Genomic DNA, 11,478 nt, shown 5'->3' with positions numbered 1-11,478 from the left:
TCCTCTTCGCCGCCCTCTGCGCTGGGTTCCTGGCGCTGCTCATCCTGCTCGGAGGCACCGATGCCTGACCGTATGCCCGTTGACGGGCCGTACCGCATCTATGTCGACTCGCTGCCGACCGGCGCGACCATCGACGTGTCGCACTACCTGACCGCGATCCTCCTCAACCTGGCGCACGCCGCCGAGGAGGACGGGGAAAGCCTCCTCTCCGAGCTCGTCGACATCGCCGAACTCAACCGGTCCGCCGCTCACCAGGGCCCGGACTCACACGCCGCACACCAGCGGGACGTACAGGTCGCCGAGCTGCTGGCCGAGGTCGCGGACGACGGGCGGATTCCGGTGTACGGGGCGCAGGTGATGCGTCTCGCGGACCGGCTCCAGTCGATCGGCGCGCTGAAGTCCGTGCCGACGCAGCGTGAAGCAGGTGCCGCATGAGCGCCCGCGACGAGCGGCGCGAGCGGTACGCGGCGGCAGTCTTGAAGGTCAAGAACCTTGCTGGACTCTTCGCTGACGTACGAGCGCATGTCGACCCCGTCATGGCCGTGGCTGACGCGGAGATCGAGCTGCTGCGTGCCGAACTCGCCTCTCGCCCCGTCGAGGCGCATGTGCTGCGGCAGGCTGCTTTCGAACTCGAAGAGCACGACCAGCGCGGCGCTGCGGACCTCCTGCTCAAGATGGCGAACCGGGTCGAGCACGCAGCGGCCCAGCGCCCGTGGGGGGTTGCCGAGCAGGGCGAGAAGGACACCCCCACGGGCGAGTCCACTCCCCAACCGTGCGCTACCTGCGAGCACGCCCCGACAGCCCACAACCGCCTCGGCAGCACCGGCGGCGAAGGATGCCTCCCCTGCCTCAACGACGAGGCCGCCTGGCTCCACCCCTACACGCCGCCCAAGGCCGCTCCCCAACCGGACGAGGAGAACGCCCGCCGCGCCTACCTCCGCCAGCAGATCACCGCCCACGGCGGCCGATGGAAGTCCGGCCGAGCCGCCGACGCCTACACCGCAGCCGGGATCGCCGCAGGCCAGCACACCGCCCGAAAGGACCTCGCCGCGCTGGCGGCCGAGGGCTTCCTGAAGGTGCACGAGGTCAAGGGCGCCCGCTACTACACCCTGAAGGGCGGTGCCTGATGGCCCGATTCGGATTCCTGATGACCACCAGCACCCCAAGCCCGAGGGAAATCCACGCCCTCGCCGAACTCCGCAAGCTTCGGGCCCACGTGGCGGCCCTGGAGGGCCGGCTGGCCGCCAGCCAGGCCGCCAACGAAGCCGCCTACAAGGACGCATACGACTCCGCTGGCGGCCCGCGCTTCGACGTCGGCCAGCCATTCGGAACACCCGCTGCCGACGGGGGCGACGCCTGATGACGACGACACCGATGGTCGGGGCTTCGGCCCCGGCCGCCGGGCGGCGCCCCCGGCGAATCGACGCCATGGCGCACCTGCTGGCCGTCATCAAGCGCGATCGCGGCGAGTGGACCGTCGGACGAGCCAAGCCCGTGTACCGGCGCCTGCTGCGCAAGCACACCTACCGCGCCACCATCCGCCGCCACTTCGCGCGCCTTGAGGCCGCAGGCCACCTCACCCGGCACGGCGACGGGACACCACGCCGCTTCTACACCTGCCGCAAGACCGGAGGCAACGCCTGATGGCCACCGCCGTGCAGCCTCAGACCGCGGCCGAGCCCATCACCGAGCCCGGCATCTACCAGATGACCAACGAGGAGTACCACGCCGACCGAGGGTCGCTCTCCTCCAGCGGCGCCCGCCGACTCCTCCCGCCATCCTGCCCCGCCCTCTTCCGGCACGCGCAGGACACCCCCCAGGAGCCGAAGAAGACGTTCGATCTCGGCTCCGCCGCGCACAAACTCGTCCTCGGCGAAGGGCCCGACCTCGTACGGATCGACGCCGACAAGTGGACGACCAACGCCGTCAAGGCGGACGTCGCCGAGGTGCGCTCCGAGGGCGGCATCCCCCTGAAGCCCGCCGAGTACGAGCAGGTGCACGCGATGGCCGACGCGCTGCGCCGCCACGCCGTCGCCTCCGTCCTGTTTGACCCGGCGCGCGGGCGCCCGGAGCAGTCCCTGTTCTGGCGCGACCAGCCCACCGGCGTGATGCGCCGAGCCCGGTTCGACTGGCTGCCCGACGCCCGCAGCGGACGACTGATCATCCCCGACTACAAGACGTGCCGATCTGCCGAACCGGCCGCCCTCGCGCGCGCTGTCGACGAGTTCGGCTACCACCAGCAGGACGACTGGTACCGCGCCGGCGCCCGAGCGCTGGACCTAGCGGGCGACGACGCGGCGTTCGTCTTCGTCTGCCAGGAGAAGACCGCCCCGTACGTGGTGACGGTCGTCGAGATGGACGCCGCTGCCCGCCGGATCGGCGCGGCCCGTAACCGCCGGGCCCTGGAGATCTTCGCCGAGTGCACGGCTACCGGCCAGTGGCCTGGCTACAGCGACGAGATCGCCTACCTCTCCCTGCCCCCGTGGGCCGAGATCCGTGACACCGAGGAGTACCTGTGAACTACCCCGCAGAGCGCATGACCCCAGCCGCCGCCCCCGCTCGGGTCGGGCAGGGAACCGCGGTCGAGCAGTCCCGCGCCGTCGCCGAGGTCCAGGCCGCAATCATCGTCGCCCAGCAGTGCCCGCGAGACATCAACAACGCCATCGCCGAGATGCGCCAGTCCTGCCAGCAAATGTTCCTCGCCGAGCGCGCGTTCTTCCGGTACAGCCGCGGCTCCGGAAACATCACCGGCCCCTCCGTCCACCTCGCCCGCGAGCTGGCCCGCTGCTGGGGCAACATCCAGTACGGCCTCGTCGAGATGCGCCGCGACGACGAGTTCGGCCAGTCCGAGATGCAGGCATTCGCCTGGGACGTCGAGAAGAACTCCCGCAACAGCTCGACGTTCATCGTCCCCCACAAGAGGGACCAAAAGGGCGGCCCCAAGCAGCTCACCGACATGCGGGACATCTACGAGAACAACGCCAACAACGGTGCCCGCCGCGTCCGTGAGGCGATCTTCGCGATCCTGCCGCCCTGGTTCGTCGAAGAGGCCAAGCAGATCTGCACGAAGACCCTCTCCGACGGCGGAGGCAAGCCCCTGCCGCAGCGCATCGCCGACGCCATCCGCGCGTTCGAGGGCATCGGCGTGACGCAGGACCGCATCGAAACGAAGCTAGGGCGCCCGTCGGGCAAGTGGACCGAGCACGACGTGGCGCAACTCCTCGTCGCCTTCCAGTCGATCCAGCGGGGCGAGGTCACGGCCGACGAGGAGTTCCCGCTGCCTCGGGTCACGGTCGATGAGATCCAGCAGCAGGCCGCGACGGCTGCGCCTTCGGCCGACAGTTCGACGGAGTGGCCGACCGCCGCGCAGCCCGGATCGGGGGCCCGCGCATGATGCCTCGCATCATCCCCGCCGGTGAGCGCCACGGCAGGCTCACCGTCACGGTCGAACGGCAGCCGGGTGAGCGTCGCGTGCAGTGCCGCTGCGACTGCGGCCAAGCGCACTCGGTCCTCTTCGGAGAGTGGGGGCGCACCCAATCCTGCGGCTGCCTCCGCCGGGAAGTGGCGAGCGTCAGGAACAGCACCCACGGCCTGAGTAAGACGCCGGAGTACCGCGTCTGGCACCACATGCGCGATCGATGTGGGGACCCCAACGGTAAGGACTGGCCCGACTACGGCGGCCGTGGCATCTCCGTCTGCGAACGCTGGCTCGACTTCGTCAGCTTCTACGCCGACATGGGGCCGCGTCCCACACCTGCGCACTCCATCGACCGGATCGACACCAACGGCAACTACGAGCCAGGCAACTGCCGGTGGGCCACGCCCAAGGAGCAGGCCAACAACCGGCGCCCGCGGCTACTGCGCCGCCGCTGCCGCAACGGCCACGACTACACGCCGGAGAACACCCGGCTCTACCGCGGACGCCGCTACTGCCGCGCCTGCCACAGGGAGAACGAACGCGGCCGCCGCACGGCCAAGGGGGGAATCGCATGACCTGGCACGAAGGCCGCCTCTGTGGCTTTGACCTGGAGACTTCGGGAGTCGACGTCGAGAACGACCGCATCGTTACGGCGTGCGTCGTGCAGTGCGGCGGCGGCAGCCCCGCTCAATCGGCTTCCTGGCTGTCTGACGTCGGCGGGATGGAGATTCCCGAGGGCGCCGCGAAGGTCCACGGCATCACGACCGAGCGGGCCCGCGCCGAGGGCAGGCCGGCGGCGGAGGTCGTCACCGAGTTGATCGCCGCGCTCACGCAGGTTGTGCTGTCCGGGGTCCCGGTCGTCGTGATGAACGCGTCGTACGACCTGACGCTCCTCGACCGCGAGGCCCGCCGACACGGTGTCACCCCGCTCGTCGATGCGGTCGGCACCGACCTGCGCGTCATCGACCCCCGCGTCTTGGACAAGCACGTCAGCCGCCGCCGCGGGTCCCGCACGCTCACCGCTCTGTGCCAGCACTACGGGGTTCGTCTCGACGGCGCGCACTCGGCCGACGCCGACGCAGTCGCCGCCTGCCGAGTCGCGTGGCGGATCGGCGCGACCCGGCCGGAGTTGGCCGCCCTGCCGCTGGAGCAGCTGCACGCCCAGCAGATCGCTTGGGCTCGCGAGCAGGGCGAGTCACTGCGGGACCACTTCGCCCGGACACCCGGCAAGGAGTCGTGGGCCGACGGCGTACGCACGGAATGGCCCCTCATCCCACACCAGCGAGGAGAAGCCTGATGTTCGGTTCCAAGGGGCGCGAGATCGCCCGCCTCCGTCAGCTCCTCGAAGTACGGACCGGCCAGCGCAGCAACGCGATCACCCTCGCTGGAGTGCTCCAGGGGAACGCTGTCGGCACCGTCGTGCGCGTCGACCAGCGCCGAGAGCGCGCTCTCCGTGCCTGCGCCCGCTACCTCGACGCCATCCACGCACGAGACCGGCGGATCCGCTCCCTGGAGGGCCAGCTCGACAACCTCCTCGGCCTGGACAACCCGCAGATCGCCGCAGGGGCCCACAGGCAGGACCGTCGTACGGACAAGCCGCGCGAGGTGCAGCCGTGAAGCTCCACATTCCCTCCGTGATCCGGCCCCGCGGCCGCCACCGCGCCACCCCGGCCCCGGCCGCGTTCGTCGACCCGCAGCCCGGCACCCGCTGGCTGAGGTGCGACACCACCACCTGCGCCCACCTCACCCGCCCGCACACCCCGGAGCCCGACGGCGCCTGGACGTGCACCAGCTGCGGCACCACCACCCCGGCAGGTACCCAATGACCCTCACGTTCACCGACATCTTCTGCGGCGCTGGAGGCTCCTCCACCGGGCTCGTCGCCGCCGGCTACGAGCTGACCCTCGCCGCGAACCACTGGGCCCGCGCGATCGAGACCCACGCCGCGAACCACCGCGACGCCGACCACCTCTGCGCGGACGTCAACAACTACGACATGCGCCGCCTGCCCAGCACCGACGTGCTCTGGGCCTCCCCGATCTGCACAGAGCTGAGCCCCGCAGGCGGACGCAGGCGCAAGAACCGCAAGACCGACGCCGGGCACGGCCAAGTCGCCCTCGAAGAGTACGGACACGTACCCACCGGCGCGTTCGACCGCACCCGGGCCACCTTCTGGGACGTCATCCGCGCCGCCGAAGTCCACCGCTACAAGGCCGTCCTCGTCGAGAACGTGATGGAAGCAGCGGACTGGGAGCTGTTCGACATCTGGCTCGCCGGGATGCGCACCCTCGGCTACCGCCACCAGTTCGTGTCCCTGTCCTCAGCGCACGCGGGCGACGACACCAACGCCCCGGCACCGCAGTGGCGTGACCGCATCTACATCGTCCTCACCCGCCAGGACATCCCGCTCCCGGACGTCGAGCCCCGCCCCCGCGCCTGGTGCACGGTGTGCGAGGAGAACGTGGCCGCAGTCCAGTCGTGGAAGAAGCCGGGCGCCCGCAAGCTCGGCAAGTACGGGCAGCAGTACGTCTACCGCTGCCCCAACGGGCCCCGCTGCCGCCACGCGATCGTCGAACCGTACGTCCGCCCAGCCGCGTCCATCATCGACTGGACGAACCTCGGCGTACTGATCGGCGACCGCCCGCAGCACAAGCTGCCCCCGCTCGCCGCGAACACCGTGACCCGGATCCGCAAGGGCCTCGAACTCCTCGGCGACCGGCGCATGGTGGTCACCGTCAACCACGGCGGCCACGACGGGCGTTCCTTCCCGGCGGACGCCGCGCCGCTCCCGGCCCGCACTGCGAAGATCGGTGACGCGATCCTCGTGCCAGACGGCGCGTTCTACGTCAAGAACTACGGCGGCAACGCCCGCCCAGTCGACATGGTGCGCAGCATCGCCGAGCCGTTCGGGACCGTCACGGCCCGCGACGGCCATGCGCTCGCCGTCCCGCCGCCGGCCGACGACTCGTTCATCGTCACCCTGCGCCGCAACTCCACTGCCCGCCCGGTGTCTGAGCCCGTCGACACGGTGACCGGGCAGGGGCGCCACCACTGGCTCGTCGTCCCGTACCGAAACGCCGCCACCAAGTCGGTCGGAGAACCGCTGCACACGCTCGGCACGGTCGACTCGGCGGGGCTCCTCGGTCCGGCGCCTGCGCTGGAGGACTGTCACTACCGGATGATCCAGCCGCGGGAGCAGCTCCTCGCGCAGCGGTTCCCGGAGGAGTACATCGTCCTCGGCAACAAGGGCGAGCAGACCATGCAGGCCGGAAACGCCGTGTCGTGCAACGTCGCGCAGTGGCTCGGTGGACGCGTCAAGGCGGTGCTGGCATGAGCACCCCGACCCTTTTCGAGCAGGACCCCGCCCCGGCCACCCGGCCAGCGGCGGGGCCCCGCCCCCTCGTCATCGGCCTCGACCCGTCCCTCACCTCCTGCGGCATCGCCGGAGCCGACTGGGCCGACGCCATCCGCCCCAAGAAGCAGACCGGCCACGCCCGCCTCGGCTGGCTCCTCGACGAGATCACCGACCGCACCAAGGCCGCCGACCTCGTCGTCATCGAAGGACCGGCGTACGGACAGCAGTTGCAGGCGGGGCACCACGAGCGCGCCGGCCTGTGGTGGCTCATCACGCAAGGTCTGTTCCGGCGCGGCATCCCGTACGGGGTGGCGAACCCGCACCTGCGGACGATCTACGCGACGGGGAAGGCAAACCCGGCGCAGGACCAGCCGCGCGAGAAGCGTGCCCGGATCGCCAAGGGCATGGTTCACAGCTTCGTCGTTGAGCAGCTCGGCATCTGGTGCGAGGGCACCGGCCGGTACGACGCCGCCGACGCCGCCGTGTTCGTCGCGATGGGCCTGGACTGGCTCGGCTACCCGCTGCTCACCCTCCCGCAGCAGCAGCGCCGCGCTCTCGACACTGTGCACTGGCCGACGGCCACCGTGGCGGTAGCCCGATGACGAACTGGCAGCAGCACGGCGCATGCATTCCGGACCCGGACCTCATGTTTCCCAACTCCGGAGACAAGCTCGGTATCGAGACGGCCAAGCAGATCTGTGCCGGGTGTTCCGTCGAGCTGATCTGCCTCGACGAGGCCATGCGCACCGAAGGTCCGGCGAGCAAGGAAAACAGGTTCGGGATCCGCGGCGGCCTCACCGGCAGCCAGCGCCGCTACCAGTACGACAAGTCCAAGGCGGTGGCCCGGTGATCGCCTCCCCGCCGCCGTGGATGGCCGACGCGCTGTGCGCGCAGGTCGACCCCGAGCTGTTCTACCCGGAGACCGGGGTGATCAGCGCGCCCGTCCGCCGGATCTGCATGGCGTGCGAGGTCCGCACCGAGTGCCTGGAGTACGCGCTCACGACCCCCGAGAGGCAGGGCGTATGGGGCGGTCTGTCCGAGAACGAGCGTAGGAAGCTCAAGCGGGGCCGTACCGAGCAGCGGAGGGCAGCCGCGTGACCGCCCTCCGGATCACCGCCGCCCTGTTCGTCGACCTCGGCCGGCGAACCAAGACCAGCGCGGACGGCGGCACATGGGTCCAGCCACCCCGCGCCCGCTACGAGTGCCTCCTCTGCCGCACCACCGAGGGCCCCGTCAAGGGCCCCATAGCCGTCCAGGAGTTCGTCGCCCGGATCCGCACAGACCACCCCGCCAACTGCACCGCCAACCACCAAGGAGCACACGCCGCATGACCATCCAGCACACCGAGACCGAGACCGAGACCGAGCGCGCCGACCTCGCCGCGTTCATCGCCGGACACCTCAACGGCCGCACCGCCGAAGCCCTGTCCACCGAGTTCCACGACCTCCTCGAAGCCGTCCGCGCCCACGGCAAGAAGGGGGCCCTCGTCATCACCCTCGTCGTCGACCCCCCGGCCAACGGCGTCGAGTCCGCCCCGCTCCCGATCGGCGTCGAGTCGACCGTCAAGGCCCCCAAGCCCACCCCGGTCAAGTCCCTGTACTTCCTCGACGACGACGGCAACCCGGTCCGTGAGGACCCGCGCCAGATGGCCATCGACTTCCGTACCGCACCCACCACCAACACCTTCAAGGACGCCTGAACATGACCTACTCCACCGAGCTCGCCAGCACCCCCGGCGAAGCGCAGACCATCGTCGACACCGCCCTCCTCGCCGCCCGCCCGGCCGAGCTGGAGCCCGGCAAGGTCTACGCCTTCCACACCCGGCAGGGCGTCCACAAGGTCGACCTCACCGGCCCCGAGCACACCGGCACCCCGCCGCGGAAGCAGGGCACCACCACCGTCCGCGACGCCACCAGCTTCGCCGCCTACTTCGACAAGCACGCCGACAGCGACACCGAGGTGTACGCGGACGCCGAGCGGCTCACCATCACCGCCGTCCTCGACGCCCACCAGGCCGACACCGCGCGCTGGTCCGGGCACCGGCTCACCCTCGCGCTGCGCACCACCGACGCGTGGAAGCAGTGGAAGGAGCTGGACGGCAAGCTCGTCAGCCAGGAGCAGTTCGCCGAGTTCCTCGAGGACCACCTGCCCGAGCTCCTCGAGCCCGCGGCCGCCGAGATGCTCGAGATCGCCCAGTCCTTCCAGGCCACAAGCAAGGTCGATTTCAAGTCCGGTACGCGACTGGCCACCGGACAGCGGCAGTTCGAGTACGTCGAGACCGTCACCGCCAAGGCAGGGCAAAAGGGGCAGCTCACCATCCCGGAGACGTTCATCGTCGGCCTCGTCCCGTTCGACGGGTCACAGGGCTACAAGGTCACCGCCCGGCTGCGGCACCGGATCGTCGACACGCAGCTGCGCATCGGCTACAAGCTCGAGCGCCCCGGCGACATCCTCGCCACCGCGTTCGGTGACGTCGTCACCGCCATCGGCGAGGCCATCGAGCAGCCCGTCATGAACGGGAGCCCCGCCTGATGCGCAAGTTCAACGCCCGATTCGACTCCGAGTGCCAGCACTGCGGAGGAGACATCGAGGAAGGCGACGAGATCGCCTACGTAGAGGACCAGATCGCCTGCGAGTCCTGCGTGGCTGAAGCCGAGCAGGACTGATGGCCGGGCGCGCGGCACGGCCTCGCAGCGACGACTCCCGCTGCCGGACCTGCCGCGCGCCCATCCTCACCCAGCTCGTCGGCGACCGGGCTGCCCTGACCGTCACCGCAGACCTCACAGCACTCGACGCCGAGCAGCAGGCCGCCATCCGCGAACCCAACCGCCTCATCTGGTGCCTCCGGACCTCCAAGTACGGGCCCCCACGCCTCACCTGGATCACCACCTGGCACCGCACGGACTGCCCCCACCAGCACGTCACCGAACACCGCTGCGACCGGCAGTCGGCAGACACCCTCTTCTGACCCTAGGAGCCCCGCCCGTGGAGAACGTCCGCCACATGAACCCGCGCGACCAGGCGGACCACGACGGCCCCGACCGGACGGCACCCCACGACGCCGAGGCCGAGGATCTCGTGGCCGGCGCCATCCTGCACAGCGCCACCGCGTACAAGGAGTGCGCCGAGGTCATCAAGCGGGACGACATCTACCAGCCCGCCATCCGGCTCATCTGGGACGTCGTGGGCGGCATCGTCGCCGAGGAGAAGGCCCTCCACCCCGTCACCGTCAAGGCCGAGATCGACAAGCTCGGCCGCCTCCGCGAAGTCGACGACGGAAACCTGATCAACAAGCTCGGCGCCGACTACATCAGCGCCGGCATGGCACCGCACTTCGCCGAGGCGATCCGCCAGAAAGCCCGCGTCCGACGCATCAACGACCTCGCCATCCGGCTCCGCGCCGGGGTCCTCACCGGCGGCGACCCCGACACCCTCGAAGGGCAACTGAGCGGCTACCTCAAGCAGGCCGCGACCACCAACGCCACCGACCCGTTCGCCGCGCGACTCATCGGCGGCGGCTCCTTCATCCTCGACCGGCCCGACACCGTCCCCGCCATCTGGGGCTACAGCGAGCAGGTGCTGTGGGCCGAAGGCGAAGCGCTCCTGATCGCCGGGCCGTCCGGTGTCGGCAAGACCACCGTCGCCCAGCAGGTCATCCTCAACGCGATCGGCGTCCTCCACGGTGGCGTCCTCGGCCTGCCCGTCCACCGGTTCAAGCGCTTCCTGTACCTGGCCTCCGACCGCCCCCAGCAGGCCGCCCGGTCCATGGCGCGCATGGTCAAGCCGGAGGACCGTGAACTCCTCGACGAACGCCTCGTGTTCTGGCCCGGCCCGCCACCCTCCGACTTCATCAAAAACCCCGGCATCCTGCTCCGCCTCTGCGAGGCCGCCGGCGCAGACGCCGTATGCCTCGACTCCCTCAAGGACATGGCCGGTGAACTCGCCTCCGAGGAAGGCGGCCAGGCCATCAACCAGGCCATCCAGAGAACCCTCGTCGAAGGCATCGAAGTCGTCGGGCTGCACCACCACCGCAAGCAAGGCGGCGGCAAGGAAGGCGGCAAAGAAGCCACCAGCCTCGACGAGCTGTACGGCTCCACCTGGATCACCGCCGGGGCCGGGTCCGTCGTCAGCCTCTGGGGCTCCGCCGGTGAACCCATCGTGTCGCTGCGCCACCTGAAGCAGCCGGCCGGGGAAGTCGGCCCGTGGAAGTTGAAGCACGACCACCCGCGGGGGCGCACCGAGGTGTGGCACCAGGTGGACATTCTCGGCCTGCTGAAGGCGTCGGGGAGTGCCGGGCTGACGCCTGCGGCGCTCGCGGTGAACCTCTACCCGAACCCGAAGTCGAAGCCGACCACGTCGGAGATCGAGAAGTCGCGGCGCCGCTTGGACCAGTACGTCGAGCAGGGGCTCGCGGTGATGCGCAAGACGGGCAATTCGCGCACTGCTCCGGTCGCCTACTTCGCTGCGTTCGACGAGCAGGGGGTGCTTCCGGAATGAGGGGCGAAAAGGGCATGTCCGGATTCAGTACCACCTTCACGCGGCGCTTCACGCGCTTCACGTTGATCAAGGAAATTCGGCTTCACGAACGCTTCACGCGCTTCACGTTGATCAAGGAACTGCCTGCTCACAGCTTCACGCACCGCTTCACGCCGCTTCACGCACCCCCGCTTCACGCACCGCTTCACGCCAAACTTCACGCGCTTCA

The 11,478-nt window shown here is 70.1% G+C and carries 20 protein-coding genes; all 20 read left to right on the top strand.

The window, feature by feature from the left end:
* The first annotated feature begins 60 nt into the window (after positions 1-60).
* Genes J7I98_RS23870 through J7I98_RS23780 form a run of 20 tightly spaced genes read left to right on the top strand, consistent with a single transcriptional unit; the run spans position 61 to position 11,270 of the window.
* A complete protein-coding gene (locus J7I98_RS23870) occupies positions 61-435 on the top strand; it encodes a hypothetical protein (protein ID WP_214925067.1) in 375 nt (124 codons plus the stop codon).
* Positions 432-1,127 (top strand): hypothetical protein, encoded by a 696-nt coding sequence (locus J7I98_RS23865; protein WP_214925064.1) that lies wholly within the window; start codon positions 432-434, stop codon positions 1,125-1,127. Before J7I98_RS23870 ends, J7I98_RS23865 begins: the two co-directional genes overlap by 4 nt.
* Entirely contained in the window at positions 1,127-1,360 is a 234-nt protein-coding gene (locus tag J7I98_RS23860; RefSeq protein WP_214925049.1) for a hypothetical protein, read from the top strand. The genes J7I98_RS23865 and J7I98_RS23860 overlap by 1 nt, the downstream gene beginning before the upstream one ends.
* Entirely contained in the window at positions 1,360-1,644 is a 285-nt protein-coding gene (locus tag J7I98_RS23855; protein ID WP_214925047.1) for a hypothetical protein, read from the top strand. The genes J7I98_RS23860 and J7I98_RS23855 overlap by 1 nt, the downstream gene beginning before the upstream one ends.
* On the top strand, positions 1,644-2,519 hold the full coding sequence (locus J7I98_RS23850) for a PD-(D/E)XK nuclease-like domain-containing protein (protein WP_214925043.1): 876 nt from the start codon (positions 1,644-1,646) through the stop codon (positions 2,517-2,519). The genes J7I98_RS23855 and J7I98_RS23850 overlap by 1 nt, the downstream gene beginning before the upstream one ends.
* Complete coding sequence (locus J7I98_RS23845) at positions 2,516-3,394, top strand: hypothetical protein (protein ID WP_214925041.1); 879 nt, start codon at positions 2,516-2,518, stop codon at positions 3,392-3,394. The genes J7I98_RS23850 and J7I98_RS23845 overlap by 4 nt, the downstream gene beginning before the upstream one ends.
* Positions 3,391-3,993 carry a hypothetical protein gene (locus tag J7I98_RS23840; protein WP_214925038.1) on the top strand — a complete coding sequence of 201 codons (603 nt, stop codon included), beginning with the start codon at positions 3,391-3,393 and terminating at the stop codon, positions 3,991-3,993. The genes J7I98_RS23845 and J7I98_RS23840 overlap by 4 nt, the downstream gene beginning before the upstream one ends.
* Positions 3,990-4,715 (top strand): exonuclease domain-containing protein, encoded by a 726-nt coding sequence (locus tag J7I98_RS23835; protein ID WP_214925035.1) that lies wholly within the window; start codon positions 3,990-3,992, stop codon positions 4,713-4,715. The genes J7I98_RS23840 and J7I98_RS23835 overlap by 4 nt, the downstream gene beginning before the upstream one ends.
* Positions 4,715-5,035 (top strand): hypothetical protein, encoded by a 321-nt coding sequence (locus J7I98_RS23830; protein ID WP_214925032.1) that lies wholly within the window; start codon positions 4,715-4,717, stop codon positions 5,033-5,035. The genes J7I98_RS23835 and J7I98_RS23830 overlap by 1 nt, the downstream gene beginning before the upstream one ends.
* A complete protein-coding gene (locus J7I98_RS23825; RefSeq protein WP_214925027.1) occupies positions 5,032-5,244 on the top strand; it encodes a hypothetical protein in 213 nt (70 codons plus the stop codon). The genes J7I98_RS23830 and J7I98_RS23825 overlap by 4 nt, the downstream gene beginning before the upstream one ends.
* On the top strand, positions 5,241-6,752 hold the full coding sequence (locus J7I98_RS23820) for a DNA cytosine methyltransferase (RefSeq protein WP_214925026.1): 1,512 nt from the start codon (positions 5,241-5,243) through the stop codon (positions 6,750-6,752). The genes J7I98_RS23825 and J7I98_RS23820 overlap by 4 nt, the downstream gene beginning before the upstream one ends.
* Complete coding sequence (locus J7I98_RS23815; protein ID WP_214925025.1) at positions 6,749-7,375, top strand: hypothetical protein; 627 nt, start codon at positions 6,749-6,751, stop codon at positions 7,373-7,375. Before J7I98_RS23820 ends, J7I98_RS23815 begins: the two co-directional genes overlap by 4 nt.
* Positions 7,372-7,623 carry a WhiB family transcriptional regulator gene (locus J7I98_RS23810; protein WP_214925022.1) on the top strand — a complete coding sequence of 84 codons (252 nt, stop codon included), beginning with the start codon at positions 7,372-7,374 and terminating at the stop codon, positions 7,621-7,623. The genes J7I98_RS23815 and J7I98_RS23810 overlap by 4 nt, the downstream gene beginning before the upstream one ends.
* 20 nt (positions 7,624-7,643) lie before the next feature.
* Entirely contained in the window at positions 7,644-7,871 is a 228-nt protein-coding gene (locus J7I98_RS23805; RefSeq protein ID WP_214925216.1) for a WhiB family transcriptional regulator, read from the top strand.
* The gene (locus J7I98_RS23800; protein ID WP_214925021.1) at positions 7,868-8,104 is read left to right on the top strand and encodes a hypothetical protein; all 237 of its coding nucleotides are present in this window, start codon (positions 7,868-7,870) and stop codon (positions 8,102-8,104) included. The genes J7I98_RS23805 and J7I98_RS23800 overlap by 4 nt, the downstream gene beginning before the upstream one ends.
* On the top strand, positions 8,101-8,472 hold the full coding sequence (locus tag J7I98_RS23795; RefSeq protein ID WP_214925020.1) for a hypothetical protein: 372 nt from the start codon (positions 8,101-8,103) through the stop codon (positions 8,470-8,472). The genes J7I98_RS23800 and J7I98_RS23795 overlap by 4 nt, the downstream gene beginning before the upstream one ends.
* A gap of 2 nt (positions 8,473-8,474) precedes the next feature.
* Positions 8,475-9,305, top strand: a complete 831-nt coding sequence (locus tag J7I98_RS23790; RefSeq protein ID WP_214925019.1) for a DUF2303 family protein — start codon at positions 8,475-8,477, stop codon at positions 9,303-9,305.
* Positions 9,305-9,439: a hypothetical protein gene (locus J7I98_RS42305; RefSeq protein ID WP_285438068.1), complete on the top strand. Its 135-nt coding sequence runs from the start codon at positions 9,305-9,307 to the stop codon at positions 9,437-9,439. The genes J7I98_RS23790 and J7I98_RS42305 overlap by 1 nt, the downstream gene beginning before the upstream one ends.
* Entirely contained in the window at positions 9,439-9,741 is a 303-nt protein-coding gene (locus tag J7I98_RS23785) for a hypothetical protein (RefSeq protein ID WP_214925018.1), read from the top strand. Before J7I98_RS42305 ends, J7I98_RS23785 begins: the two co-directional genes overlap by 1 nt.
* A gap of 17 nt (positions 9,742-9,758) precedes the next feature.
* The gene (locus tag J7I98_RS23780; protein WP_214925016.1) at positions 9,759-11,270 is read left to right on the top strand and encodes a DnaB-like helicase N-terminal domain-containing protein; all 1,512 of its coding nucleotides are present in this window, start codon (positions 9,759-9,761) and stop codon (positions 11,268-11,270) included.
* The last annotated feature ends 208 nt before the right edge of the window (positions 11,271-11,478 follow it).

The organism is Streptomyces sp. ISL-98 (assembly GCF_018614055.1).
Lineage (GTDB): Bacteria > Actinomycetota > Actinomycetes > Streptomycetales > Streptomycetaceae > Streptomyces > Streptomyces spiramyceticus.
Note: the sequence above shows the minus strand (reverse complement) of the source record. Positions and strands in the feature narration are given on the sequence as shown.

What these genes read in the sequence shown, in the direction of transcription:
- J7I98_RS23850 (WP_214925043.1), top strand. Translation starts at nt 1,644, where the DNA reads ATGGCCACCGCCGTGCAGCCTCAGACCGCGGCCGAGCCCATCACCGAG.
- J7I98_RS42305 (WP_285438068.1), top strand. Translation starts at nt 9,305, where the DNA reads ATGCGCAAGTTCAACGCCCGATTCGACTCCGAGTGCCAGCACTGCGGA.
- J7I98_RS23790 (WP_214925019.1), top strand. Translation starts at nt 8,475, where the DNA reads ATGACCTACTCCACCGAGCTCGCCAGCACCCCCGGCGAAGCGCAGACC.
- J7I98_RS23820 (WP_214925026.1), top strand. Translation starts at nt 5,241, where the DNA reads ATGACCCTCACGTTCACCGACATCTTCTGCGGCGCTGGAGGCTCCTCC.
- J7I98_RS23855 (WP_214925047.1), top strand. Translation starts at nt 1,360, where the DNA reads ATGACGACGACACCGATGGTCGGGGCTTCGGCCCCGGCCGCCGGGCGG.
- J7I98_RS23815 (WP_214925025.1), top strand. Translation starts at nt 6,749, where the DNA reads ATGAGCACCCCGACCCTTTTCGAGCAGGACCCCGCCCCGGCCACCCGG.
- J7I98_RS23835 (WP_214925035.1), top strand. Translation starts at nt 3,990, where the DNA reads ATGACCTGGCACGAAGGCCGCCTCTGTGGCTTTGACCTGGAGACTTCG.
- J7I98_RS23840 (WP_214925038.1), top strand. Translation starts at nt 3,391, where the DNA reads ATGATGCCTCGCATCATCCCCGCCGGTGAGCGCCACGGCAGGCTCACC.
- J7I98_RS23865 (WP_214925064.1), top strand. Translation starts at nt 432, where the DNA reads ATGAGCGCCCGCGACGAGCGGCGCGAGCGGTACGCGGCGGCAGTCTTG.
- J7I98_RS23795 (WP_214925020.1), top strand. Translation starts at nt 8,101, where the DNA reads ATGACCATCCAGCACACCGAGACCGAGACCGAGACCGAGCGCGCCGAC.
- J7I98_RS23860 (WP_214925049.1), top strand. Translation starts at nt 1,127, where the DNA reads ATGGCCCGATTCGGATTCCTGATGACCACCAGCACCCCAAGCCCGAGG.
- J7I98_RS23805 (WP_214925216.1), top strand. Translation starts at nt 7,644, where the DNA reads ATGGCCGACGCGCTGTGCGCGCAGGTCGACCCCGAGCTGTTCTACCCG.
- J7I98_RS23870 (WP_214925067.1), top strand. Translation starts at nt 61, where the DNA reads ATGCCTGACCGTATGCCCGTTGACGGGCCGTACCGCATCTATGTCGAC.
- J7I98_RS23810 (WP_214925022.1), top strand. Translation starts at nt 7,372, where the DNA reads ATGACGAACTGGCAGCAGCACGGCGCATGCATTCCGGACCCGGACCTC.
- J7I98_RS23830 (WP_214925032.1), top strand. Translation starts at nt 4,715, where the DNA reads ATGTTCGGTTCCAAGGGGCGCGAGATCGCCCGCCTCCGTCAGCTCCTC.
- J7I98_RS23785 (WP_214925018.1), top strand. Translation starts at nt 9,439, where the DNA reads ATGGCCGGGCGCGCGGCACGGCCTCGCAGCGACGACTCCCGCTGCCGG.